22 protein-coding genes, 1 pseudogene and 2 riboswitches are annotated in these 23,522 nt (G+C 70.4%); of the genes and pseudogenes, 16 read left to right on the top strand and 7 right to left on the bottom strand.

Annotated elements, in window-relative coordinates; genetic code table 11:
* The first annotated feature begins 61 nt into the window (after positions 1–61).
* The 5 genes from R2E43_RS11260 to R2E43_RS11240 all read left to right on the top strand — a co-directional run bounded on the left by R2E43_RS11260 (position 62) and on the right by R2E43_RS11240 (position 5,023).
* Complete coding sequence (locus R2E43_RS11260) at positions 62–1,312, top strand: L,D-transpeptidase (RefSeq protein ID WP_106517758.1); 1,251 nt, start codon at positions 62–64, stop codon at positions 1,310–1,312.
* A 165-nt stretch (positions 1,313–1,477) separates the two neighbouring features.
* Positions 1,478–2,680, top strand: a complete 1,203-nt coding sequence (locus tag R2E43_RS11255) for a L,D-transpeptidase (RefSeq protein ID WP_003973540.1) — start codon at positions 1,478–1,480, stop codon at positions 2,678–2,680.
* Positions 2,681–2,727: 47 nt separating this feature from the next.
* Positions 2,728–3,495, top strand: a complete 768-nt coding sequence (locus R2E43_RS11250) for an enoyl-CoA hydratase/isomerase family protein (RefSeq protein WP_030870035.1) — start codon at positions 2,728–2,730, stop codon at positions 3,493–3,495.
* A gap of 304 nt (positions 3,496–3,799) precedes the next feature.
* The gene (locus R2E43_RS11245; protein WP_016327305.1) at positions 3,800–4,303 is read left to right on the top strand and encodes an ATP-binding protein; all 504 of its coding nucleotides are present in this window, start codon (positions 3,800–3,802) and stop codon (positions 4,301–4,303) included.
* Between the two features lie 105 nt (positions 4,304–4,408).
* Positions 4,409–5,023, top strand: a complete 615-nt coding sequence (locus R2E43_RS11240) for an ADP-ribosyltransferase (RefSeq protein WP_193486963.1) — start codon at positions 4,409–4,411, stop codon at positions 5,021–5,023.
* Between the two features lie 16 nt (positions 5,024–5,039).
* On the opposite strand, the gene R2E43_RS11235 is transcribed toward R2E43_RS11240, so the two are convergent.
* Positions 5,040–5,678: a GNAT family N-acetyltransferase gene (locus R2E43_RS11235; RefSeq protein ID WP_332056151.1), complete on the bottom strand. Its 639-nt coding sequence runs from the start codon at positions 5,676–5,678 to the stop codon at positions 5,040–5,042.
* 48 nt (positions 5,679–5,726) lie between these two features.
* On the opposite strand from R2E43_RS11235, the gene R2E43_RS11230 reads away from it, so the two are divergent.
* From R2E43_RS11230 to R2E43_RS11220, 3 genes and pseudogenes are all read left to right on the top strand, one after another.
* The gene (locus tag R2E43_RS11230) at positions 5,727–6,641 is read left to right on the top strand and encodes a MerR family transcriptional regulator (RefSeq protein ID WP_332056150.1); all 915 of its coding nucleotides are present in this window, start codon (positions 5,727–5,729) and stop codon (positions 6,639–6,641) included.
* 48 nt (positions 6,642–6,689) lie between these two features.
* A complete protein-coding gene (locus R2E43_RS11225; protein WP_003973534.1) occupies positions 6,690–6,902 on the top strand; it encodes an EF-hand domain-containing protein in 213 nt (70 codons plus the stop codon).
* A gap of 153 nt (positions 6,903–7,055) precedes the next feature.
* Positions 7,056–7,736, top strand: a pseudogene (locus R2E43_RS11220) (NADPH-dependent F420 reductase); the annotation flags it as partial.
* Positions 7,737–7,744: 8 nt separating this feature from the next.
* Here R2E43_RS11220 and R2E43_RS11215 read toward each other — a convergent pair.
* Positions 7,745–8,302: a glycoside hydrolase family 25 protein gene (locus tag R2E43_RS11215; RefSeq protein ID WP_003973532.1), complete on the bottom strand. Its 558-nt coding sequence runs from the start codon at positions 8,300–8,302 to the stop codon at positions 7,745–7,747.
* Positions 8,303–8,482: 180 nt separating this feature from the next.
* Between R2E43_RS11215 and R2E43_RS11210 the strand changes: the two genes are divergently transcribed.
* A complete protein-coding gene (locus tag R2E43_RS11210; RefSeq protein ID WP_016327308.1) occupies positions 8,483–9,217 on the top strand; it encodes a D-Ala-D-Ala carboxypeptidase family metallohydrolase in 735 nt (244 codons plus the stop codon).
* A gap of 54 nt (positions 9,218–9,271) precedes the next feature.
* Here R2E43_RS11210 and R2E43_RS11205 read toward each other — a convergent pair whose 3' ends face one another.
* The 5 genes from R2E43_RS11205 to gcvT all read right to left on the bottom strand — a co-directional run bounded on the left by R2E43_RS11205 (position 9,272) and on the right by gcvT (position 15,175).
* Positions 9,272–10,690, bottom strand: a complete 1,419-nt coding sequence (locus tag R2E43_RS11205) for an MFS transporter (protein ID WP_093457036.1) — start codon at positions 10,688–10,690, stop codon at positions 9,272–9,274.
* Positions 10,691–10,806: 116 nt separating this feature from the next.
* Positions 10,807–12,174: an L-serine ammonia-lyase gene (locus tag R2E43_RS11200; protein ID WP_332056149.1), complete on the bottom strand. Its 1,368-nt coding sequence runs from the start codon at positions 12,172–12,174 to the stop codon at positions 10,807–10,809.
* A 101-nt stretch (positions 12,175–12,275) separates the two neighbouring features.
* A complete protein-coding gene (gene glyA / locus R2E43_RS11195) occupies positions 12,276–13,538 on the bottom strand; it encodes a serine hydroxymethyltransferase (protein WP_115744316.1) in 1,263 nt (420 codons plus the stop codon).
* A 14-nt stretch (positions 13,539–13,552) separates the two neighbouring features.
* On the bottom strand, positions 13,553–13,930 hold the full coding sequence (gcvH, locus tag R2E43_RS11190; protein WP_193486959.1) for a glycine cleavage system protein GcvH: 378 nt from the start codon (positions 13,928–13,930) through the stop codon (positions 13,553–13,555).
* A gap of 126 nt (positions 13,931–14,056) precedes the next feature.
* Positions 14,057–15,175, bottom strand: coding sequence for a glycine cleavage system aminomethyltransferase GcvT (gene gcvT / locus R2E43_RS11185; RefSeq protein ID WP_030870044.1), 1,119 nt, complete (start codon positions 15,173–15,175; stop codon positions 14,057–14,059).
* Positions 15,176–15,214: 39 nt separating this feature from the next.
* A riboswitch (glycine riboswitch) is annotated at positions 15,215–15,330 on the bottom strand.
* A riboswitch (glycine riboswitch) is annotated at positions 15,331–15,424 on the bottom strand.
* 177 nt (positions 15,425–15,601) lie between these two features.
* Between gcvT and R2E43_RS11180 the strand changes: the two genes are divergently transcribed.
* The 7 genes from R2E43_RS11180 to R2E43_RS11150 all read left to right on the top strand — a co-directional run bounded on the left by R2E43_RS11180 (position 15,602) and on the right by R2E43_RS11150 (position 23,506).
* The gene (locus R2E43_RS11180) at positions 15,602–16,270 is read left to right on the top strand and encodes an AAA family ATPase (protein WP_003973525.1); all 669 of its coding nucleotides are present in this window, start codon (positions 15,602–15,604) and stop codon (positions 16,268–16,270) included.
* Between the two features lie 79 nt (positions 16,271–16,349).
* Complete coding sequence (locus tag R2E43_RS11175; RefSeq protein WP_003973524.1) at positions 16,350–17,117, top strand: enhanced serine sensitivity protein SseB; 768 nt, start codon at positions 16,350–16,352, stop codon at positions 17,115–17,117.
* Positions 17,118–17,311: 194 nt separating this feature from the next.
* Positions 17,312–18,109: an enhanced serine sensitivity protein SseB C-terminal domain-containing protein gene (locus R2E43_RS11170; RefSeq protein WP_003973523.1), complete on the top strand. Its 798-nt coding sequence runs from the start codon at positions 17,312–17,314 to the stop codon at positions 18,107–18,109.
* Between the two features lie 314 nt (positions 18,110–18,423).
* Positions 18,424–19,431, top strand: a complete 1,008-nt coding sequence (locus R2E43_RS11165; RefSeq protein WP_003973522.1) for an ABC transporter permease — start codon at positions 18,424–18,426, stop codon at positions 19,429–19,431.
* Between the two features lie 71 nt (positions 19,432–19,502).
* A complete protein-coding gene (locus R2E43_RS11160; RefSeq protein ID WP_003973521.1) occupies positions 19,503–21,305 on the top strand; it encodes an ABC transporter substrate-binding protein in 1,803 nt (600 codons plus the stop codon).
* 108 nt (positions 21,306–21,413) lie between these two features.
* Positions 21,414–22,412 (top strand): ABC transporter permease, encoded by a 999-nt coding sequence (locus R2E43_RS11155; protein WP_003973520.1) that lies wholly within the window; start codon positions 21,414–21,416, stop codon positions 22,410–22,412.
* Positions 22,409–23,506, top strand: a complete 1,098-nt coding sequence (locus R2E43_RS11150; RefSeq protein ID WP_003973519.1) for an ABC transporter ATP-binding protein — start codon at positions 22,409–22,411, stop codon at positions 23,504–23,506. Before R2E43_RS11155 ends, R2E43_RS11150 begins: the two co-directional genes overlap by 4 nt.
* Positions 23,507–23,522: the final 16 nt, after the last annotated feature.

Raw genomic sequence — 23,522 nt, 5'->3', positions numbered from 1 at the left:
CTGCCCACCGGGTGGCTCGCACTCACGTTTCCCCAGGGCCGACCGGTCGTTACGGGTGGATGTGAGGCACGTACACGAGCGCGCACGGCGCGCGGGCGCCGCTCTGGCCGCCCTTCTGACATGGGCAGGACTGCTGGCCGGGGCCACCGGATGCACCTCGGACGGCGGCGGCGTCGGTTCCGGCATCGGCTCGGGCATCGGCGAGATGTTCGGCAAGCAACCCGCCGCCGAGGACGTCATCCGCGTCACCCCCGACGACGGGAGCAAGGCCGTCCGGCCGGACGGGAAGCTGTCGGTGCGGGTGCCCGACGGGCGCCTGGAGTCGGTGCGGGTCGTCCGGTCGCAGGACGCGCAGGAGACCCCGGTGCCCGGCCGGATCTCCGAGGACGGCCTGTCCTGGCGGCCCGACGACGGCCGGCTCGCCCTCGCCGCCAAGTACACCGTCGACGCCGTCGCCCTGGACGGCGGCGGACACCGCTCGGCCCGGCACACCACGTTCACCACCCAGGTCCCCGAGGAGCGCTTCATCGCCTACGTCGCCCCCGAGAACCGCTCGGTCGTCGGCACCGGCATGATCGTCTCGCTGGAGTTCAATCGCGAGATCACCGACCGCGCCGCCGTCGAACGCGCCGTCACGGTCACCGCGGAGCCCGCCGCCGAGATCCGCCCCCACTGGTTCGGCAAGGACCGCCTCGACTTCCGCCCGAAGGCGTACTGGAAGCCCGGCACCGAGGTCACCGTCGACCTGGACCTGCGGGACGTCGAGGGGGCGAAGGGGGTCTACGGGCTCCAGCACAAGAAGGTCGCCTTCACCGTCGGCCGCAGCCAGGTCTCCCGCGTCGACGCGGTCGAGCGGACCATGCAGGTGCGCCGGGACGGCACCCTGCTGGCCACCGTGCCGATCACCGCGGGCGCTCCGACGACGCCCACCTACAACGGCCGGATGGTGATCACCGAGATGCTCGAGGTCACCCGCATGAACAGCCGCACGGTCGGCTTCGGCGGCGAGTACGACATCCCCGACGTCCCGCACGCCATCCGGCTGACCAGCTCGGGCACCTTCCTGCACGGCAACTACTGGGCGCCCGCCGACACCTTCGGCCGGGCCAACGTCAGCCACGGCTGCGTCGGGCTGCGCGACGACAAGGGCGGCGGTTCCGACACCCCGGCGGGCTGGTTCTTCGACCGCAGCCTCATCGGCGACGTCGTCGAGGTGGTCCACAGCAAGGACAGGACGGTGGCCCCCGACAACGGGCTGGGTGGCTGGAACATGAAGTGGAAGGAATGGAAGGCGGGCAGCGCGGTGAAGTGACGCCCGGACGTCCTGCGGCACTCCTTTGGCACCCGGCCGCCAACTCGGTACGGAACGGTGACAATTCACCTGTCCCTCAACCCCCTGGCCTGCGGTTACGATGCGCCGGTGCGCGCGGGCGCACTGGGGCGCGGGCCCGGCCAGGCCCGGCGAGGGGAGAACAAGGTGAACGTGCGTCCGATAGCGGGGGCGGTACTCGGGCTGCTGATGCTGACCGTCACCGCATGCGGTGGGGGCGGCTCGGGCCCGGGGGCCGGGGACGGCAAGGGGGACAAGGCCAAGGACGCCACCGCGGCACAGAGCGAGCAGTCCGAGGCCGTCGTCACCATCGCCCCCGAGAACGGGGCCAAGGCCGTCGACACCAGCGGCGCCCTGAGGATCGGCGCCGCGAAGGGCAGGCTCACCGAGGTCGTCGTCAAGGACGGCAAGGGCACGAAGGTCGACGGGAAGATAACCGGGGACGGCGCCAGTTGGACGCCGTCCACCCACCTGGCCGCCTCCACCACGTACAGCGTGCACGCGGTCGCCAAGGACTCCGAGGGCCGCACGGCCGCCGAGGACTCCCGCTTCACCACCCTGACGCCGAAGAACACCTTCGTCGGCACCTTCACACCGGAGGACGGCTCGAAGGTCGGCGTCGGCATGCCGTTCTCGGTCCGCTTCACCCGGGGCATCACCAACCCGGAGGACGTCGAGAAGGCCATCACCATCAAGACCGAGCCGGCCGTCGAGGTCGAGGGCCACTGGTTCGGCAACGACCGCCTCGACTTCCGGCCGGAGAAGTACTGGAAGGCCGGCACCAAGGTCACCGTCGACCTCAACCTCGACGGCGTCGAGGGCCGCGACGACGTCTACGGCAAGCAGGCCAAGACCGTCTCCTTCACCGTCGGACGCAGCCAGGTCTCCGTCGTGGACGCCAAGAAGCACACGATGCAGGTCGTGCGGGACGGCAAGACCGTCAAGACCGTCCCCGTCACCACCGGCGCGCCCGGCTACGAGACCTGGAACGGCCAGATGGTCATCACCGAGCGCCTCGCGGTGACCCGCATGAACGGCGAGACCGTCGGCTACGGCGGCGAGTACGACATCAAGGACGTGCCGCACGCCATGCGCCTGTCCACCTCCGGCACCTTCATCCACGGCAACTACTGGGGCGGCGACGCCTTCGGCAACCGCAACTCCAGCCACGGCTGCATCGGCCTGCGCGACGTACGCGGCGGCTGGGACAAGGGTGCGCCGGCCCGCTGGTTCTTCGAGAACTCGATCATCGGCGACGTGGTCGTGGTCAAGAACTCCGAGGACGCCACCATCGCCCCCGACAACGGCCTCAACGGCTGGAACATGTCCTGGGAGAAGTGGAAGGCGTGACGGGGGGCCACTGCCACCGCGCGTGAACGCCCGCTAACCTGCGGAGCATGACCGTACATCTCGAAGTCGCCGAGGGCGTCGGCACGCTGCGCCTGGACCGTCCGCCCATGAACGCACTGGACGTCGCCACCCAGGACCGGCTGAAGGAGCTGGCCGAGGAGATCACCCGGCGCGAGGACGTGCGCGCCGTGGTGATCCACGGCGGTGAGAAGGTGTTCGCGGCGGGCGCGGACATCAAGGAGATGCAGGTGATGGACCACGCGGCGATGATCGCGCGGTCCCGCGCCCTGCAGGACTCCTTCACCGCGGTGGCCCGCATTCCCAAGCCGGTGGTCGCGGCGGTGACCGGCTACGCGCTGGGCGGCGGCTGCGAACTCGCCCTGTGCGCCGACTTCCGCATCGCGGGGGAGAACGCCAAGCTGGGCCAGCCCGAGATCCTGCTCGGCCTGATCCCCGGCGCGGGCGGCACCCAGCGGCTGTCCCGGCTGATCGGCCCCTCCAAGGCCAAGGACCTGATCTTCACGGGCCGTCAGGTGAAGGCCGACGAGGCGCTGGCGCTCGGCCTGGTGGACCGGGTGGTCCCGGCCGCCGAGGTGTACGAGCAGGCGCACGCCTGGGCCGCGCGGCTCGCCAAGGGCCCCGCCATCGCACTGCGCGCGGCGAAGGAGGCGATCGACACGGGTCTGGAGACGGACATCGAGACCGGCCTCGCCGTCGAGCGCAACTGGTTCGCGGGCCTGTTCGCCACCGAGGACCGCGAGCGCGGGATGCGCAGCTTCGTGGAAGAGGGCCCCGGCAAGGCCACGTTCCTCTGACACCCCCGCAAGAAGTACAAGTTTCATCCGAAGTCGCGTTGCAGCACGTGCAATTGACGCGATGTCTGATCCGGGTCCCTCGTTGGGGCGGTTTATGGCAGCCTTAACGCACCATTAAGCGCGTCTTGTCGAGGGAGTCCGTCGCTTGTCTCCGGCCGAGCCGTTCGCGCAGGTCAAAGGGGCTGTTTCCGGCCCCGAACTGCCTGTGGCATATGCCGATCGACCGTCGTCCGACCGGGCTCCGGCGGAGGCGTATTCCCCGGGAACGGCCCCGGAGGCCCCCGGGGGCGGCCATGATGGGGGCATGGCGGGGCTGGATGGTACGGAACAGCCGCGGGGAGCCGGACGTGCGACCGCGGCGCGCTGGTCGCCGGCGGTCGAGGACGAGCGCGCGCTCAAGGCGCTGGACCTGTTCGGCAACCCGACGGAGCACGAAGTTCCGTTACCCTCCCGGCCCGAGTCCGCCGCCACCGCCCGCCGGCTGGCCCAGGTCGTCGCCCTGCGTCAGTGGCAGCTCGGCCCCAAGGTCACGGAGGACGCCGTCCTCCTCGTCTCCGAGCTGGTCGGCAACGCCGTACGCCACACCGGTGCCCGGGTCTTCGGCCTGCGCATGCGGCGCCGCCCCGGCTGGATCCGGGTCGAGGTCCGCGACCCCTCCCGGGGGCTGCCCTGTCTGATGCCGGTGCAGGAGACGGACATCAGCGGGCGTGGCCTCTTCCTCGTCGACAAGCTCTCCGACCGGTGGGGCGTCGATCTGCTGCCGCGCGGGAAGACCACGTGGTTCGAGATGCGGGTCCTGGACCGCTGAGGACCCCTCCTCCCATCTGCCGCTGACATCAACCCGGTTCGACGGACACGCCACCTACGGGTGAGAATCCGGAATGCGTCGCTCCGCGGCCGGGATCGTATCCGCATGATCACCACTAGTCTGCGCCGCCGGACCGCCGCCGCGGTCCTGTCGCTCTCCGCCGTCCTCGCCACCACCGCGGCCACCGCCCCCGGTGCCGCCCCGGCACCGTCGGCTGCCCCCGCCAAGGCCGCCCCGGCCTGCCCCCAGTTCGACGACCGGACCAAGGCCGCCGCCGACCGCGGCGTCGACGTCGACCGCATCACGCCCGAGCCGGTCTGGCGCACCACCTGCGGCACCCTCTACCGCAGCGACAGCCGCGGCCCGCAGGTCGTCTTCGAGGAGGGCTTCCACGCCAAGGACGTCCAGAACGGACAGTACGACGTCGAGAAGTACGTCCTGGTCAACCAGCCCTCGCCGTACGTGTCGACGAGCTACGACCACGACCTGTACAAGACCTGGTACAAGTCCGGCTACAACTACTACATCGACGCCCCCGGCGGCATCGACGTCAACAAGACCATCGGCGACACCCACAAGTGGGCCGACCAGGTCGAGGTCGCCTTCCCCGGCGGCATCCAGCGGAAGTACATCATCGGCGTCTGTCCGGTCGACCGGCAGACCAAGACCGAGATCATGAGCGACTGCGAGAGCAACCCGCACTACCAGCCCTGGCACTGACACCGGCCGTCCTGGCTCAGGGGCGCAGGAACAGCGCCTCCGAGCCCACCGGCCGGTAACCCGCCGCCTGGAACGCCCGCAGACTGCGGGCGTTCCCCGCCGAAACCTGCGCCCAGACCACCTCACCCCCGGCCAGCTGCCGCGCCGCCGTCACCAGCCGCCGCCCCAGCCCCCGGTGCCGGGCGCCCTCCGCCACCTCCACGGCGACCTCCAGCCGCCCGCCGACCCCGCGGCCCAGCACCAGCACCCCGCCGTCCGCCGCCCACACCCGCACCCCGTCGCGCCGCCGCCGGGCCGCGACCACCCGGGGATGCCCAGGATCGGCGACCTCCTCCAGCGCCCCCTCCGGGCGTCCGGGCAGCGGCGCCCCGGTCAGCAGCACGTCGATCGTGTCCGTCGCCCGGCCCGTGCGCTCGGCGAAGGCCGCCAGGAACCGGGCGTTCATCGTCGCGGCGAGGGGATCGCAGCCCAGCGACGCCAGCGTCCTGCGTACCCATCCCTCGTCCTCGTCGGTGAAGACCACCGAGTGCGCCGTGAAGGCGATGATCCCCGCGTCCCGGCCGCCGAACTGCGGCACGACGCTCGTGCCGCCGTCCGCCGCGGGGAACACGCCCCGCGCCGCCGCGTCCAGAATCTCCCGCAGGCTCTCCGCCACACCGCGCTCCTTGAGTCTCCACCCACTGGAAGGCCCACACTCCCAGACATGACCGACGACGGCACCGGCCTCATGACCATCGGCGAACTGGCCCGCACCACCGGCCTCACGGTGCGCACCATCCGCTACTGGTCCGACGAGGGCGCCCTGCCCCCGCACGCCCGCTCCGCGGGCGGCTACCGGCTCTACGACGCCGCGTCCGTCGCCCGCCTGGAGCTGATCCGCACCCTGCGCGAACTGGGCCTCGGCCTGGACGCCGTACGCCGTGTGCTGGCCGGCGAGACCACCGTCGCCCAGGTCGCGGCGGCGCACGTGAGCGCGCTGGACGCGCAGATCGCCGCGCTGAGGGTGACCCGGGCCGTGCTGTCGACCGTGGCGCGACGCGGTTCGACCGCCGAGGAGACGACGCTGATGAACAAGCTGGCACGACTGTCCACCACCGAACGCCGCCGGATCATCGAGGACTTCATGGCCGAGGTCTTCGCCGGCATCGACACCGCGGACCCCGACATCCGCACCCGCCTGCGCTTCGCCGCGGCCGACCTGCCCGACGACCCCACGGCGGAGCAGGTGGACGCCTGGGTGGAACTGGCCGAGCTGATCCAGGACCCGGAGTTCCGGGTCACGATGCGCCGGATGATCGAGTTCAACGCGGCGGACCGGGGGCCGGACGTCCCCGCGGGCTCCTCGCTCTGGTTCATGAGCCGCCTGGTGCGGCTCGCGGGCGGCGCGCTGCGCGAGGGCGTCGCACCGGACTCGCCCCGGGCCGCCGGCATCGTGCGCACGCTGATCGGCGACGCCGACCCGGCCGTCGTGCTGGAACGCCTCACCGCGGTGGCCAACGTCCGGCTCGCCCGCTACCGGGAACTGTCGGCGATCGTGAACGGCCTGGAGCCACCCTCCGCGCACGAGGACCAGTTCAGGTGGGTGGTCGCCGCACTGAGCGCTCGGAAGGCCGGTTAATCTGACCTGCGTCAGATGGACCCAATGCACGGAACGAGGGGCGGACCGGTGGCCGACATCGAGGAAGCACGCAAGCAGTTCGAGCGGATCGACACGGACGGTGACGGCCTCATCACCGCGGCCGAGTTCAAGACCGCGCTCGCCCAGGGCGGCGACTGGAACGTCACCGAGTCGGTGGCCGAGGCGATCATCGCCGGCCGCGACCTCGACGGCGACAAGCAGCTGTCGTTCGACGAGTTCTGGGCCCACCTGAACAAGTGACGGCACGGTGCGGGGCGCCCGGCGGTCACCCGGCGGGCGCCCCTTCGCCGTCCGGGCACGTTGCTGCGGAGGAGTGAAAGCCGGACGGCGGCGGAATAGCCCGCCCGGCCCGGAGGTTGCTGCTGCTCAACGGCAGGACACGACCTCCGAAAGGCCAGGCGAGTCAGCATCATGAAGATCGGCATCATCGGCGCGGGCAACATCGGCGGCAACCTCACCCGGCGGCTCACCGCACTCGGACACGACGTCTCCGTCGCCAACTCGCGCGGGCCGCACACGCTCGGCGCACTGGCCGAGGAGACCGGCGCCACCCCGGTAGCGGTGGAGGAGGCGGCGCGGGGCGCCGAGATCGTGGTCGTCACCGTCCCGCTGAAGCGGGTCCCGGACCTGCCGTCCGGCGTCCTGGACGGCGCGGCCGAGGGCGTCGCGGTCATCGACACCGGCAACTACTACCCGCAGCAGCGGGACGGCAGGATCGCGGGCATCGAGGACGAGGGCCTCACCGAGAGCCGCTGGACCGAACGCCACCTCGGCCACCCGGTGATCAAAGCCTTCAACGGCACCTACGCCCAGGACATCCTCGACCGCCCCCGTCCGGCCGGCGCGCCCGACCGCATGGCGCTCCCGGTGGCCGGCGACGACGAGGCGGCCAAGGCGAAGGTCCGCGCCCTGATCGACGAGCTGGGCTTCGACACCGTCGACGCCGGCGGCATCGACGACTCCTGGCGCCAGCAGCCGGACACCCCGGTCTACGGCCTGCGCGAGGGCGTCGACGGCGTCGTCAAGGCGCTGGCGGAGGCGCCCCGGGAGCGGCCCGCGGCCTTCCGGGGCTGACCCCGCCCTCAGGCGCTCTGGGCCCACTCCTTCAGTGCGGCCTTGCTCGCGAAGTCCGCCACGTTGGTGTCGACCGGGTCGTCGGTGTACTGGTGGAAGCGCCACTTGGCCTGGATGCGCGGCTTGCCCGCCGAGACGTAGTCGGCGATCCAGAGCCCGTCACCGGCGTACGAGGTGGTGTCGACGTTCAACCAGAAGTTCCGGTTGCAGTAGAGGACGACCCGGTTGTCCGGCCGCAGCGTCTTCAGCCGCCGGATGAAGCTGTCCTTCTCCGCGTTGCTCGGATGGGTGCCCTCGCCGTTCGTCTCCCAGTCGACGGCGAGGACGTCGCCCTTGCGGTCCGGGGCCTTGGAGACGAAGTACTCGGCCTGGGCGGTGAGGTTGCCCGGCCACAGGAAGTGGTAGAAGCCGACGACGAGTCCGGCGTCGCGGGCCCGCTCCGTCTGGGCCGCGAGTTTGGGGTTGACGTACGAACGGCCCTCCGTCGCCTTCACGAAGACGAAGGAGAGGCCGTCCGTGTCGTAGTTGGCGGACTGGTACGCGCTGACGTCGATGCCACGCAGCATGGGGCCTCCCTGAGGGGCTGTGGGGGGACGGGAGTTGGTTATTCCCCACGATGGCACGGGCGATCCCCGTCGGAAGCGGAAACGTCGACTTCGCTTCGCCGGGGCGCCATTGACGCGCGTAGCGCGGTGCCGCACGCTGGGCTCCGGTTCGAAGGACGACTCGACGGTCGGGAGGCCGGGATGTTCAGACGTGTGTCACGTCTCCTTCTCTCATTTGTCATGCTCATGGCCGGAGCGGTGGTCGGGGTGGGCGCCACCGCCGGCGCCGCGCACGCCGACTCCTGCTACACCTGGAACCGCACCCTCTCCCAGGGATCCTCCGGCAGCGACGTGACGCAGCTCCAGATCCGTGTCGCCGGCTGGGTCACCTCCGGCGAACGGCTCTCCTACGACGGCCAGTACGGTGCCAGGACCGCCGCCGCCGTCAAGAAGTTCCAGGCGGCCTACGGGCTGGGCGCGGACGGCGTCGCCGGCCCCGCGACCTTCAGCAAGATCTACGCGCTCCAGGACGCGGACTGCACGCCCGTCCACTTCACCTACGCCGAGCTCAACAAGTGCAACTCGGACTGGTCGGGCGGCGCGGTCTCCGCCGCCACCGCCAAGTCGAACGCGCTGAAGACCATGTGGAAGCTGGAGGCCATGCGGCACGCCCTCGGCGACGTGCCGATCACCATCTCCAGCGGCTTCCGCTCCCGCGCCTGCAACAGCGCGGTGGGCGGCTCGTCCACCAGCCGCCACCTCTACGGCGACGCCGCCGACCTCACCGGCTCGCCCAGCTTCTGCCGGCTCGCCCAGCAGGCCAGGACCCACGGCTTCTCGGAGATCCTCGGCCCGGGCTACCCCGGCCACAACGACCACACCCACGTGGCCTTCGACCCGTCGCCGTACTGGTCGGCACCCAACTGCGGCATCTGAGCCGCGGGAGCCAGTCCGGCGCGGACCCCGTGCGGGCCCCGTGCGGCCCCTGGATCAGGACACGGACGACGTCGCCGCGGCCGTCCGGGGGTCCTCGCCGGCGGGTGCGGACCCCTGCTCCTCCAGGGAGACGTCCTTGGTCTCCTTGGAGAGCAGGAGGGCGGCCAGCGTCAGCACGGCCATCGCCGAGAGGTACACGCCGACCAGCCACGGCGACCCGTCACCGGCCTCCCACAGCGCCACCGCTATGAAGGGGGCGACGGCCGCGCCGAGGATCGAGCTGACGTTGTACGAGATGCCCGACCCGGTGTAGCGCACACTCGTCGGGAACAGCTCCGGCAGCAGGGCGCCCATCGGGCCGAAGGTCATGCCCATCAGCGTGAAGCCGAGCACCAGCCAGAGCACCACGCCGAGCGTGCCCATGTCGATCAGCGGCACCCAGAGCAGCCCGAAGACCACGATGGCGACGGTGATCCAGACCAGGGTGGCGCGGCGTCCGTACCGGTCGGCGAGCGGGCCGGAGACCAGGGTGAACACGGCGAAGAACAGCACGCCGAAGATCATCATCAGGACGAACGTGGTGTAGCTGTAGCCCAGTCCCGGCACGTCGGCGTCCTTGGCGGCGCGCCCGTAGCTCAGCGAGAACGTGGTCATGAGGTAGAAGAGCACGTACGTCGCCAGCATGATGAACGTGCCCAGGACCAGCTGCTTCCAGTGGCCCTGGACCACGGTGGCCAGCGGAAGCTTCCGCACCTTCCCGGCCTCGCGGGTCCGGGTGAACACCGTCGACTCGACGAGCCGTGAGCGCACCCACAGGCCGATCGCGACCATCACGGCGGAGAACAGGAACGGGATGCGCCAGCCCCAGTTCGCGAAGGCCTCGGACGGCTGCGTGGGGTCGGCACCGCTCTCGGAGGGCAGCAGCGCCCCGATGATCAGGAACAGGCCGTTGCCGATGATGAAGCCGAGCGGCGCGCCGAGTTGGGGGAAGGTCCCCCACAGGGCCCGCTTGCCGCGGGGCGCGTTCTCGGTCGCGACCAGCGCGGCCCCGCTCCACTCGCCGCCGAGCGCGAAGCCCTGGGCGAGCCGCATCAGCACGAGCAGCGCGGTGGCGACCCAGCCGGCCTGCGCGTAGGTGGGCAGTGCGCCGATGAGGAAGGTGGCGATGCCCATGGTGAGCAGCGAGACGACCAGCGTCTTCTTGCGGCCGAGCCGGTCACCGAGGTGCCCGAAGAAGACGGCGCCGATCGGCCGGGCGACCATCGCGGCGCCGAAGACCGCGAACGACGACAGCAGCGCCGTGGTGGGGTCACTGCTCGGGAAGAAGAGCTTCGGGAAGACGAGGACGGCGGCGGTCGCGTAGATGTAGAAGTCGTAGAACTCGATCGTCGTCCCCATGAGGCTGGCGACGAGGACCCGCGACCGGGGATTGACCGGCGTCTGCGGTGCGGGGACGGAAGCTGGTGCGGGCATGGCCAGATCTTTCACGTGCGAAACATGTACTCCGCAACGATCTCAGCCGTCTTGCTTTTCGGAAAGCGGGTGTCACGATGTGAGACACCCGCCTCCTCTCCGACCCGGGGCGCCGCTCAGCACTCGATGATGTTGACCGCGAGCCCGCCCCGCGCCGTCTCCTTGTACTTGACCGACATGTCGGCGCCGGTCTCCTTCATGGTCTTGATGACCTTGTCGAGGGAGACCTTGTGCGAGCCGTCGCCGCGCATCGCCATCCGGGCCGCGGTGACCGCCTTGACCGCGGCCATGCCGTTGCGCTCGATGCAGGGGATCTGGACCAGACCGCCGACGGGGTCGCAGGTGAGGCCGAGGTTGTGCTCCATGCCGATCTCGGCGGCGTTCTCCACCTGCTCCGGGGTGCCGCCGAGAACCTCGGCGAGGGCGCCGGCCGCCATCGAGCAGGCCGAGCCGACCTCGCCCTGGCAGCCGACCTCGGCGCCGGAGATGGAGGCGTTCTCCTTGAAGAGCATGCCGATGGCGCCGGCGGCGAGGAGGAAGCGGACCACGCCGTCCTCGTCGGCGCCGGGCACGAAGTTCACGTAGTAGTGCAGGACCGCGGGGATGATGCCGGCCGCGCCGTTGGTCGGGGCGGTGACGACCCGGCCGCCGGCCGCGTTCTCCTCGTTCACGGCCATCGCGTAGAGCGTGATCCACTCCATGGCCAGGGCCTGCGGGTCGCCCTCGGAGCGCAGCTTGCGCGCGGTGTTCGCGGCGCGGCGGCGGACCTTCAGGCCGCCCGGCAGGATGCCCTCGCGGGTCATGCCGCGCTCCACACACGCACGCATCACGCGCCAGATCTCCAGCAGGCCCTCGCGGATCTCGTCCTCGTCGCGCCAGGCCCGCTCGTTCTCCAGCATCAGGGCGGAGATGGACAGGCCCGTCTCGCGGGCCAGGCGCAGCAGCTCGTCGCCGGTGCGGAAGGGGTACTTCAGGACGGTGTCGTCCAGAACTATGCGGTCGGCGCCGACCGCGTCCTCGTCGACGACGAAGCCGCCGCCGACCGAGTAGTAGGTCTTGGTCAGCACCTCGGCGCCCTCGGCGTCGTACGCCCACAGCGTCATGCCGTTGGCGTGGTAGGGAAGGGCCTTGCGGCGGTGCAGGACCATGTCGTCGTCGTAGGCGAAGGCGATCTCGTGATCGCCGAGGAGGCTGATCCGGCCGGAGGATTTGATCGTCTCGACGCGGTCGTCGGCGCTCTCCACGTCCACCGTGCGCGGTGAGTCGCCCTCCAGGCCGAGCAGCACCGCCTTGGGGGTGCCGTGGCCGTGGCCGGTGGCGCCGAGCGAGCCGTACAGCTCGACGCGGACCGAGGCGACGGAGTCCAGCAGCTCCTCGTTGCGCAGGCGGCGGGCGAACATGCGGGCCGCGCGCATCGGGCCGACCGTGTGCGAGCTCGACGGGCCGATGCCGATCGAGAACAGGTCGAAGACCGAGATGGCCACGGGGACTCCTCAGAACGGGGGTGGTGCAGAGGGTGGGGCACTCCGGGTGGGGCGACGGGCCGCTTGTGGCGGACGCGGCGCCCCACCCGGAGGTGTGGTGTCTACTTGTTCAGACCCGGGTACAGCGGGTGCTTGTCGGCCAGGGTCTTCACCCGGGCCTTGAGGGCCTCCGCGTCGTAGGACGGCTTCAGCGCCTCGGCGATCACGTCCGCGACCTCGGCGAAGTCCTCGGCGGTGAAGCCGCGGGTCGCCAGGGCCGGCGTACCGATGCGCAGACCGGAGGTCACCATCGGCGGGCGCGGGTCGTTCGGGACGGCGTTGCGGTTGACCGTGATGCCGACCTCGTGGAGGCGGTCCTCGGCCTGCTGTCCGTCCAGCTCGGAGTCGCGCAGGTCCACCAGGACCAGGTGGACGTCCGTGCCGCCGGTCAGGACGGAGACGCCCGCGGCCTTCGCGTCGTCCCGCACCAGGCGCTCGGCCAGGATGCGGGCACCCTCCAGCGTACGGCCCTGGCGCTCCTTGAAGTCCTCGCTCGCGGCGACCTTGAAGGCGACGGCCTTGGCGGCCACCACGTGCTCCAGCGGGCCACCCTGCTGACCGGGGAAGACGGCGGAGTTGATCTTCTTGGCCAGCTCGGCCGTGGAGAGGATCACACCGCCGCGCGGACCGCCCAGCGTCTTGTGGGTGGTCGTGGTGACGACGTGGGCGTGCGGGACCGGGTTCGGGTGCAGGCCCGCCGCGACCAGACCGGCGAAGTGCGCCATGTCGACCATCAGGTACGCGCCGACCTCGTCCGCGACCTTGCGGAACGCGGCGAAGTCCAGCTGACGCGGGTAGGCCGACCAGCCCGCCACGATCAGCTTCGGCTTGGTCTCCTTGGCCAGGCGCTCCACCTCGGCCATGTCGACCTGGCCGTCGTCGCCGACGTGGTAGGGGACCACGTTGTAGAGCTTGCCGGAGAAGTTGATCTTCATGCCGTGGGTCAGGTGCCCGCCGTGGGCGAGGTTCAGACCCATGATCGTGTCGCCGGGCTTGAGCAGCGCGAACATCGCGGCCGCGTTGGCCTGGGCGCCCGAGTGCGGCTGCACGTTGGCGTGCTCGGCGCCGAAGAGCGCCTTGACCCGGTCGATGGCGATCTGCTCGATCACGTCGACGTGCTCGCAGCCGCCGTAGTAGCGGCGGCCGGGGTAGCCCTCGGCGTACTTGTTGGTGAGGACCGAGCCCTGGGCCTCCATGACCGCGACCGGGGCGAAGTTCTCCGACGCGATCATCTCGAGGGTGGACTGCTGGCGGTCCAGCTCGGCGTCGACGGCGGCGGCGACGTCCGGGTCCAGCTCGTGCAGGGGTGTGTTCAGAAGCGACATGCGATCGTGACTCCTCAGGCGCCGGCGAAGGCGGTGTACTCGTCGGCGGAGAGCAGGTCGGCCGGCTCGTCCGTGACCCGCACCTTGAACAGCCAGCCGCCCTCGAAGGGGGCGCTGTTCACCAGCGACGGGTCGTTGACGACGTCCTCGTTGACCTCGGTGATCTCACCGGAGACGGGGGAGTACAGGTCGGAGACGGACTTGGTCGACTCCAGTTCGCCGCAGGTCTCGCCCGCGGTCACCGAGTCGCCGACCTCGGGGAGCTGCACGAAGACGACGTCACCGAGCGCGTTGGCCGCGTGCTCCGTGATGCCGACCGTCGAGACGCCGTCCTCGGCGCCCGACAGCCACTCGTGCTCCTTGCTGTAGCGCAGCTGCTGGGGGTTGCTCATGGCCTGAATTCTCCTGTACGCGAGGAAGTGGCTGGTGAAGGGGGTGACGAGGGAGGGATGAGTGACTCGCGTGACCCGGGGGCTGCCGCGGAGGGGCGGCGCCCCGTGTCCACTGTCTGCTTCTGTCTACTTCTGGCGCTTGTAGAACGGCAGCGCCACGACCTCGTACGGCTCGTGGCTGCCCCGGATGTCCACGCCCACGCCCTCGGTGCCCGGGGCCGCGTGTGCGGGGTCGACGTACGCCATGGCGATCGGCTTGCCCAGCGTCGGGGACGGAGCGCCGGAGGTGACCTCGCCGATCACCTCGCCGCCCGCGACGACCCGGTACCCGGAGCGCGGGACCCGGCGGCCCTCGGCGACCAGGCCGACCAGGACGCGGGGCGGCCGGGAAGCGGCGCGCTCGGCGGCCTCGGTCAGCGCGGCGCGCCCGACGAAGTCGCCCTCCTTCTCGAACTTCACCACCCGGCCCAGACCGGCGTCGAACGGCGTCAGCGCGGTCGACAGCTCGTTGCCGTACAGCGGCATGCCCGCCTCCAGGCGGAGCGTGTCCCGGCAGGACAGACCGCACGGGATCAGCCCCGCGGCCTCGCCCGCCCCGGTCAGCGCCTGCCACAGCCCGACGGCGTGCTCCGGCTTCACGAACAGCTCGAAGCCGTCCTCGCCGGTGTAGCCGGTGCGCGCGATCAGCGCCGGGACGCCGGCGACCGTTCCGGGCAGACCGGCGTAGTACTTCAGGCCGTCCAGATCGGCGTCGGTGAGCGACGCGAGGATGCCCGGGGACTCGGGGCCCTGCACGGCGAGCAGCGCGTAGGCGTCGCGGTCGTCGCGCACCTCGGCGTCGAACCCGGCCGCCCGCTCGGTCAGCGCGTCCAGGACGACCTGGGCGTTGGAGGCGTTGGCGACGACCATGTACTCGGCCTCTTCGAGCCGATAGACGATCAGGTCGTCCAGGATGCCGCCGTCCTCGCGGCAGATCATGGTGTAGCGCGCCCGGCCCGGCTTCACGGTGCCGATGTTGCCGACCAGCGCGAAGTTCAGCAGCTCGGCCGCCTGCGGGCCGGTGACGGTGATCTCACCCATGTGCGACAGGTCGAAGAGACCGGCGCGGGTGCGCACCGCGACGTGCTCCTCGCGCTCGGAGCCGTAGCGCAGCGGCATGTCCCAGCCGGCGAAGTCGGTCATCGTCGCGCCCAGCGCGCGATGCGTGGCATCGAGCGCGGTACGGCGCAGTTCGGTACTGCTCATCGGTCGGTCGTCTCCCAGGACAGGACGGGGCGAGGTCGGTCCTCCCCATCTGTCATCGGAACCTGAGAGGTTCGCCACGGCCACCGGAGTACGGCGATCAGGGCTTGCACCTTGGGTGGGACCGCCGTCGGGGGCGGTCCGCTTTTCAGATGTGCCTCGCCCGCGCGGTAACGGTGCCTGAGAGATTCAAGGGAGGGACTTGCTCCTTCGGCGCCCCGGCGCGGCCGGGGACTCTCCCGCGCGGATTCAAACGGCCGGTATGCAGTTGGCGCCGCCATCATTGCACGCCCGGGCGATCCGTGGCAGACCGTGATCTGTAACCGGCTTGTGGCAGTAAGCGAACGAAAACGCGAGACCCGCGCATTACCTTCTCTTTACACTCGACGGGGAGGTACTCGTGTACCGCCCCAGGGGAGGACGATCACGGTGAACAGGACCACGGCGTACGCCACGACCTCGGGACTCGCGCTGCCCAAGCAGCCGGCCGCCCCGGCACCCGAGGCATGCGCCCCACTGACCGCACCCGTCGTCCGCGACCTGAGGGACCGCGACGGCCGCAGCCCGCACGCCCTGCTCTTCGGACCCCGGGACCTGGTGGTGATCACCGGCCTGCCCGGCAGCGGCAAGTCCACGCTGATGCGGCGCACCGTGCGCGGCGGCCGCATCGACTCCCAGGACACCCGCGACCGCTGGGACCGCCGAGTGCCGCGCCTCCTGCCGTACACGCTCTACCGCCCCTTCGTCCGCCTCGCCCACTACGCCGGACTGCGCCGCGCGCTGCGCTCCGGCGAGGGCGTCGTCGTGCACGACTGCGGCACCCAGGCCTGGGTGCGCGGCTGGCTGGCCCGCGAGGCCCGCCGCCGGGACGGCACCCTGCACCTGCTGCTCCTCGACGTCGCTCCCGGCGAGGCCCTGGCCGGCCAGCGCGAGCGCGGCCGGGGCGTCTCGCGGTACGCGTTCCTGCGGCACCGCGCGGCCAACTCCCGCCTGCTGCGCGCGGTGACCGAAGGCACCCTGCCCGCGGGCTGCTCCTCGGCGGTCGTCCTCGACCGGGCGGCGGCCGACACCCTGCGGCGGATCGCCTTCACGGGGTGACGCACGGTAGGGCTCCGGGGCCGAACGGGTTAGCCTTTCAGCCACGAACGGCGGTACCAGGCAGGCGGTAGGTAGGCAGATGGACTTCCCGGCACAGACGCACCCCCACCCGCACGGCGGGTGGCCCGGCAACGAGCTGGAGGAGGTGCTGTCCGCCTCCCTCGGCATCCCGTCGGCCGGTGGCCGGATCGTGGAGGTCCTCGGCCGCAGCTTCCTGTGGGTCCCCCTGCCGAACGGCGGCGGCCCGCACAGCGGCCCCCTCGACCTGCCCTCGCTGGAGATCGACGGCCAGGCCTACGTGCCGGTGTTCAGCTCGGAGGAGCAGCTCCGCCAGGTCGCGGGCGCGCACATGGCGTACACCATCGCCCCCGCCGCGGAGTTCGCCCGCGGCCTGCCACCGCAGGTCGGCATCGCGGTGAACCCGGAGGGCGTGGTCGGCATCCCGCTGCCGCCGCCCGCCGTGGCCGAGCTGTGCCGGGCCGGGCGCACCCCGCTGGACGGGCCCTCCTCCGGCGGCCGGGTCCGTCTCTTCGAGCCGGACTGGCAGGACGATCCGGTGGACTTCCTGGCCGCGGCCTCCGCCGAGTTCGCCGCCACCGGCGTCGTACGCAGCGCGCGCCGCTGCCTGGCCGCCGTCGAGACCGCCGACCCGGTCCTGTTCGTCGGCGTCGAACTGACCCACTGGGAGGGCGACGCCCGCACCCTGCCCCTGGACGCCCTCGGCCGGGCCCTCGCCAAGTCCCCCCTGAAGTACCAGGTCAACCTGGTCCTCCTGGAAGCAGCCCAGGACCCGGTCTGCGACTGGATGCGGGAGAGGGTCAGGCCCTTCTACGACCGGGACTTGTAGACGCGGGCCCGGGCGAGCGCCCCTTCGGGGGCGCGGGGCCGTGACATGTGCGGCTCCGCCGCGCGGGCGCGACAAGCCACGACGTACCCGCAGCCGCACGACGACAGCACACCCCGAGCTCATAGGCCCCCCGCACCCGGCGGAGCCTTAAGCTGGTCCCCACACCGGGGGAACTTCTCGAAGGGGCGATACGCGTGAGCGCCAGCGGCACCACGACCGGACAGGTCGAGCACATGCTGCGCCAGGTGACGCCCGGGCGCTACGACGCCTACGAGGCCCTGCTGCGCGCCCTCGCCACCCCCACTTCCGGCCAGGTCTGGATGCTGCTGTGGCACGGCCAGGCCGGCTCCCCGGACGCCCAGTACGGGAACATGGAGGTCGAGGGCTACGGCTACGCGCCCTGTGTGACCTCCGCCCAGGAGCTCTCGGCCAGCGGCTGGAACCGGTCGTACGAAGTGGTCGACGGCCTGGAGGCGGCCCGCGCCCTGTACCCGGACCACTACGGCCTGTGGCTCAATCCGCACGCCCCCGGCGGCGGCGTCGGCATCCCCTGGCTCGACCTGCGCCGCATCGCCTCCGGCCTGGACCGCCATCCCGCCGGGCCCCTGCGGCTGTCCGAACCGGCCATCGAGATCCCCCAGTTCTACGCCCTGCTCGCACAGAACGCCCACCGCACCCCGGCGGTCCGCGCGCTGCGCCGCGCCTGGGTGCAGCCGGCGCTCGGAGCGCCGTACCTCGCCATCGGCCTGGACGTGTACGACACCTCCCCGCCGGCCGTCGACGCGGTGCGCGCGATGATGCAGCAGTCCGTCGGCGCGGTGCCGGACGGGCTGCCGGTGTCGACGGTGGCGATGACCGACGCCCACGACCCGGTCGCCCTGTGGCTGCGCGCCAACGCGCGCCCGTTCTACGACCGCGAGGCCCACGCGCCGGCCCCCGCCCAGGCGCCGGCGGGCGGGTACGGATACCCTCCGGCCGGTAGCCGGTACTGACGGCGGCGGGGTCCTTCTCCCTGTCGGAAGAGGCGATCTTCGCGCGTAGATGAGGACGCAAAGCGCCACCTTGTCCCTGATGTCCCAACTCGCCCGCGTCCGGCCCCCGTTACCCACTGTCCGGATAACGGAACACCTCAAACAGCATCACGGTTGCGCATCCATTCCCCGTCAAGTCTGGCTACAGATCGCCAAAGCGTTGAAGACTCCCGCAACAAGGGGTGGATGCTCGCCTCTTTGTACGACGGACTGATCACGCCGCTACAGCGGCAAGTGCGGGCCGGCTACCGCCGGTTGAGAGGGGTCCCTGCCAGATGACGGCACCATTGCACGAGCCGACCGCGGAAGCGGCCCCGAGTGCGGCAGAGGAAGCGGCGGTCGCCGGCGCCGAGGCCAAGTCGGTACAAGGGCGTTCCCTGGGCCGGATCGCCTGGGAGCGCCTGAAGCGGGACAAGCTGGCCCTCGCGGGCGGCATCGTCGTGCTGGTCCTCATCGTGGTCGCCGTGTTCGCGCCCTTGATCACCTCGCTCTACGGGCAGGACCCCAACGCGTACAACGAGGACATGATCGACCCGCTGTTCGGTACCCCCACGGGTTCCCTGGGCGGCCTCGGCGGCGAGCACTGGCTCGGCGTGGAGCCGGTCAACGGCCGCGACATCTTCGCCCGTATCGTCCACGGCGCCCGGATCTCGCTGCTGGTCGGCTTCCTGTCCGCGATGGTCGCCGTGGTCCTCGGCACCGTCCTCGGGGTCCTCGCGGGCTTCTTCGGCGGCTGGGTCGACTCCCTCATCTGCCGCATCATGGACGGCCTGCTGGCCTTCCCGCAGCTGCTCTTCATCATCGCCCTGGTCTCCGTCATGCCGGACAACATGCTCGGACTGAGCGGCACGGGCGTGCGCCTGCTCATGATGATCGTGGTCATCGGCTTCTTCGGCTGGCCCTACATCGGTCGCGTGGTCCGCGGTCAGACACTCTCGATGCGTGAACGGGAGTACGTCGAGGCGGCCCGGTCGCTGGGGGCCGGACGGTTCTACATCCTGTTCAAGGAACTGCTGCCCAACCTGGTGGCGCCGATCATCGTGTACACGACGATGATGATCCCCACCAACATCCTCACCGAGGCGGCGCTCAGCTTCCTGGGTGTGGGCGTCAAGCCGCCCACGTCGTCGTGGGGGCAGATGCTCTCGAGCGCGATCGACTACTACAAGTCGGACCCCATGTACATGGTGGTCCCCGGTGTGGCGATCTTCATCACCGTTCTTGCCTTCAACCTCTTCGGTGACGGCGTGCGCGACGCGCTGGACCCGAAGGGGTCCCGCTGACCCTGCCGTACCGCAAAGCGACCCGTGGCACCTGCACGGGGTCTCTCATCTAATCCGGAGGATCCGAGATCGTGACTACCCAACGCACCTCAGGGCGGCGCAAGCAGGCTTTGGCCGCTGCCGCAGTGGTCGCCGCGCTGCTGACCACGGCGGCGTGCGGCGGAGGCGGCGACGACGACAGCGGCGGCGGTTCGAAGAACGGCGCGGCCGGCTACGACGCGGCCAACAACAAGGTCGCCCAGGCCTCCGAGGCCAAGAAGGGCGGCACGCTGAAGTTCGCCAGCACGCAGGACGCCGACTCGTGGGACACCACGCGCGGCTACTACGGCTTCATGTGGGACTTCTCCCGCTACTACAGCCGCCAGCTGGTCACGAACAAGACCGAGCCGGGTGCCGCCGGCGCCGAGACCACCCCCGACCTCGCCACCGACGTCGCCAAGGTCTCGGAGGACGGCAAGACCTACACGTACACCCTGCGTGACGGCGTCACCTGGGAGGACGGCAAGCCGATCACCTCCAAGGACGTCAAGTACGGCATCGAGCGCGTCTGGGCGCAGGACGTGCTGTCCGGCGGCCCGACGTACCTCAAGGAGGTGCTCGACCCCAAGGGTGAGTACCAGGGCCCGTACAAGGACACGTCCAAGGACAAGCTCGGTCTGAAGGCGATCGAGACGCCGGACGACAAGACCATCGTCTTCCACCTGCCGCAGGCCAACTCGGACTTCGAGGAGATGCTCGCGCTGACCTCGGCGTCCCCGGTCCGCCAGGACAAGGACACCAAGTCCAAGTACGGCCTGCACCCGTTCTCCTCGGGTCCGTACAAGTTCGAGTCCTACAACCCCGGCAAGGACCTGACCCTGGTCCGCAACACCGAGTGGAAGCAGGCGTCGGACCCGGTCCGCAAGGCGTACCCGGACAAGATCACGATCAAGTTCTTCACCAACGCCAACGACATGGACGCCCGCCTCATCGCCGGCGACTACGACATCGACCTGGCGCAGACCGGTCTGTCCCCGCAGGGCCGCACCACCGCCCTGAAGGAGCACAAGGCCAACCTGGACAACCCGGTCTCGGGTTACATCCGGTACGCGGCCTTCCCGCAGAACGTGAAGCCGTTCGACAACATCCACTGCCGCAAGGCCGTGCTCTACGGGGCCGACCACGTCTCCCTGCAGACCGCGCGCGGCGGCCCGGTCGCCGGCGGTGACATCGGCACCAACATGCTGCCGCCCGCCGTCCCGGGCTCCGAGGGTCAGAAGTACGACCCGTACGAGATGTCCGGTGCCAACAAGAAGGGCAACGTCGAGAAGGCCAAGGAAGAGCTGAAGGCCTGCAACCAGCCGAACGGCTTCAAGACCACCATCGCGGTCCGCAACAACAAGCCGGTCGAGGTCGCCACCGCCGAGTCCCTCCAGGCCTCGCTGAAGAAGGTCGGCATCGACGTCGAGATCGACCAGTACGACGGCTCGCAGTACGCCAGCGTCATCGGCAGCCCCTCGAACGTGCAGAAGAAGGGCTACGGCATCATCATCATGGGCTGGGGCCCGGACTTCCCGTCCGTGCAGGGCTACGGTCTGCCGCTGTGGCACAGCGACTACATCCTCGACAGCGCGAACAACAACTTCGCGATGATCGACGACCCGAAGATCGACGGTCTCTTCGCCGACTACCTGACGGCCAAGGACGACGCGGGCAAGAAGCAGATCGCCACGGAGATCAACCACAAGGTGATGGAGGGCGCGTACTACCTGCCCTTCGTCTTCGAGAAGTTCATCAACTGGCGCTCCAGCAACATCGCGAACGTGTACACCACCGACGCCTACAGCGGTATGTACGACTTCGTGAACATCGGTCTGAAGAACCCCAAGAAGTAACCGGTACACCCGCCGTACGGCACGAAAGGCAGGTGAAGGCCGGCGCGGCGTGACCGCGGGCCGCCGGACAACCTCCGGCGGCCCGCGGGACGCAGCGGGCCGCAACCCGTGCTCGCTTACCTCATCAGGCGGCTGTTCGCCGCCGCAGTGATGCTCGTGGTCATCATCCTGGTGGTCTTCTGCATCTTCTTCCTCGTCCCCAAGTGGGCCGGGGTCGACATCGCCCTGAACTTCGTCGGCAAGCAGGCGGACCCCGCCGCCGTCGAGGGTGTGCGGGAGAAGCTGGGTCTGGGCGACCCGGTCTTCGTCCAGGCCTGGGAGTTCTTCAAGGGCATCTTCGCGGGTCGCACCTACGCGGCCGGCGGCGACGTGACCCACTGCGCCGCGCCCTGCTTCGGCTACTCCTTCAAGACCGAGCAGTCGGTCTGGCCGGTGCTGACCGAGCGTTTCCCGGTGACCCTGGCTCTCGCGCTCGGTGCCGCCGTGCTGTGGCTGATCTTCGGCGTGGCCGCCGGTGTGCTCTCCGCCCTCAAGCGCGGCACGCTGTGGGACCGCGGCGCCATGGTCGTCGCCCTGGCGGGTGTCTCCCTCCCCATCTACTTCACCGGTCTGCTGAGCCTGGCGATCTTCTCCTACGGCCTCGGCTGGATCGACGGCGAGTTCGTACCGCTCGAGGACAGCCTCACCGGATGGCTCGGCGGCATGATCCTGCCCTGGATCACCCTGGCCTTCCTGTACGCCGCGATGTACGCCCGGATCACCCGCGCCACCATGCTGGAGATCCTCGGCGAGGACTACATCCGCACCGCGCGGGCCAAGGGACTCAAGGAACAGGTCGTCATCAGCAAGCACGCGATGCGATCGACCCTGACCCCCCTGCTCACCATGCTCGGCATGGACCTCGGCGCCCTGATGGGCGGCGCGATCCTGACCGAGACCACGTTCAGCCTCCCCGGCCTCGGCCAGAAGGTGCTGGACGCGATCAAGAACCACGACCTGCCCTTCATCCTGGGCGTCGTCCTGATCACTTCTCTCGCGGTGCTGATCGCCAACCTCGTGGTGGACATCCTGTACGCCGTGATCGACCCCCGAGTGAGGCTCGCATGACCGAACTGAGCAAGAGCGGGGCAGCGGTGGGCGAGCCCACCGGCAGCTCGCCCGCGCCGACCGCCTTCCTGGAAGTACGCGACCTCAAGGTCCACTTCCCGACCGACGACGGCCTGGTCAAGTCCGTGGACGGGCTCTCCTTCCAGCTGGAGAAGGGCAAGACCCTCGGCATCGTGGGCGAGTCCGGCTCCGGCAAGTCGGTGACCTCGCTCGGCATCATGGGCCTGCACACCGCCGGCCAGTACGGCAAGCGCAAGGCGCGGATATCGGGCGAGATCTGGCTGGACGGCACCGAGCTGCTGTCCGCCGACCCCGACCACGTGCGCAAGCTGCGCGGCCGCGAGATGGCGATGATCTTCCAGGACCCGCTGTCCGCGCTGCACCCGTACTACACGATCGGCCAGCAGATCGTGGAGGCGTACCGCATCCACCACAAGGTGGACAAGAAGACCGCCAAGCGGCGCGCGGTCGAGATGCTCGACCGGGTCGGCATCCCGCAGCCGGACAAGCGGGTGGACAGCTACCCGCACGAGTTCTCCGGCGGTATGCGCCAGCGCGCGATGATCGCGATGTCGCTGGTGAACAACCCCGAGCTGCTCATCGCGGACGAGCCGACCACCGCCCTGGACGTCACCGTCCAGGCGCAGATCCTCGACCTCATCCGGGACCTGCAGAAGGAGTTCGGCTCCGCGGTCATCGTCATCACCCACGACCTGGGCGTCGTCGCCGAGCTGGCCGACGACCTCCTGGTGATGTACGGCGGCCGGTGCGTGGAGCGCGGTCCGGCCGAGAAGGTGTTCTACGAGCCCCGGCACCCCTACACCTGGGGTCTGCTCGGCTCGATGCCGCGGCTCGACCGCGACCAGCAGGAACGCCTCATCCCGGTCAAGGGCTCGCCGCCCTCCCTCATCAACCTCCCGTCCGGCTGCGCCTTCAACCCGCGCTGCCCGTACGCCGACGTGCCCAAGGACGACGTCACCCGCACGGTCCGCCCCGAGCTGACCGAGGTCGGCAGCAAGCACTGGGCCGCCTGCCACATGTCGCAGGAGCAGCGGGAGCGTATCTGGACCGAAGAGATTGCGCCGAAGCTGTGAGCGACGAAGCCAAGGA

Origin of the sequence: Streptomyces violaceoruber (genome assembly GCF_033406955.1) — a bacterium.
GTDB lineage: Bacteria > Actinomycetota > Actinomycetes > Streptomycetales > Streptomycetaceae > Streptomyces > Streptomyces violaceoruber.
This window is presented reverse-complemented; position numbering and strand designations above follow the sequence as displayed.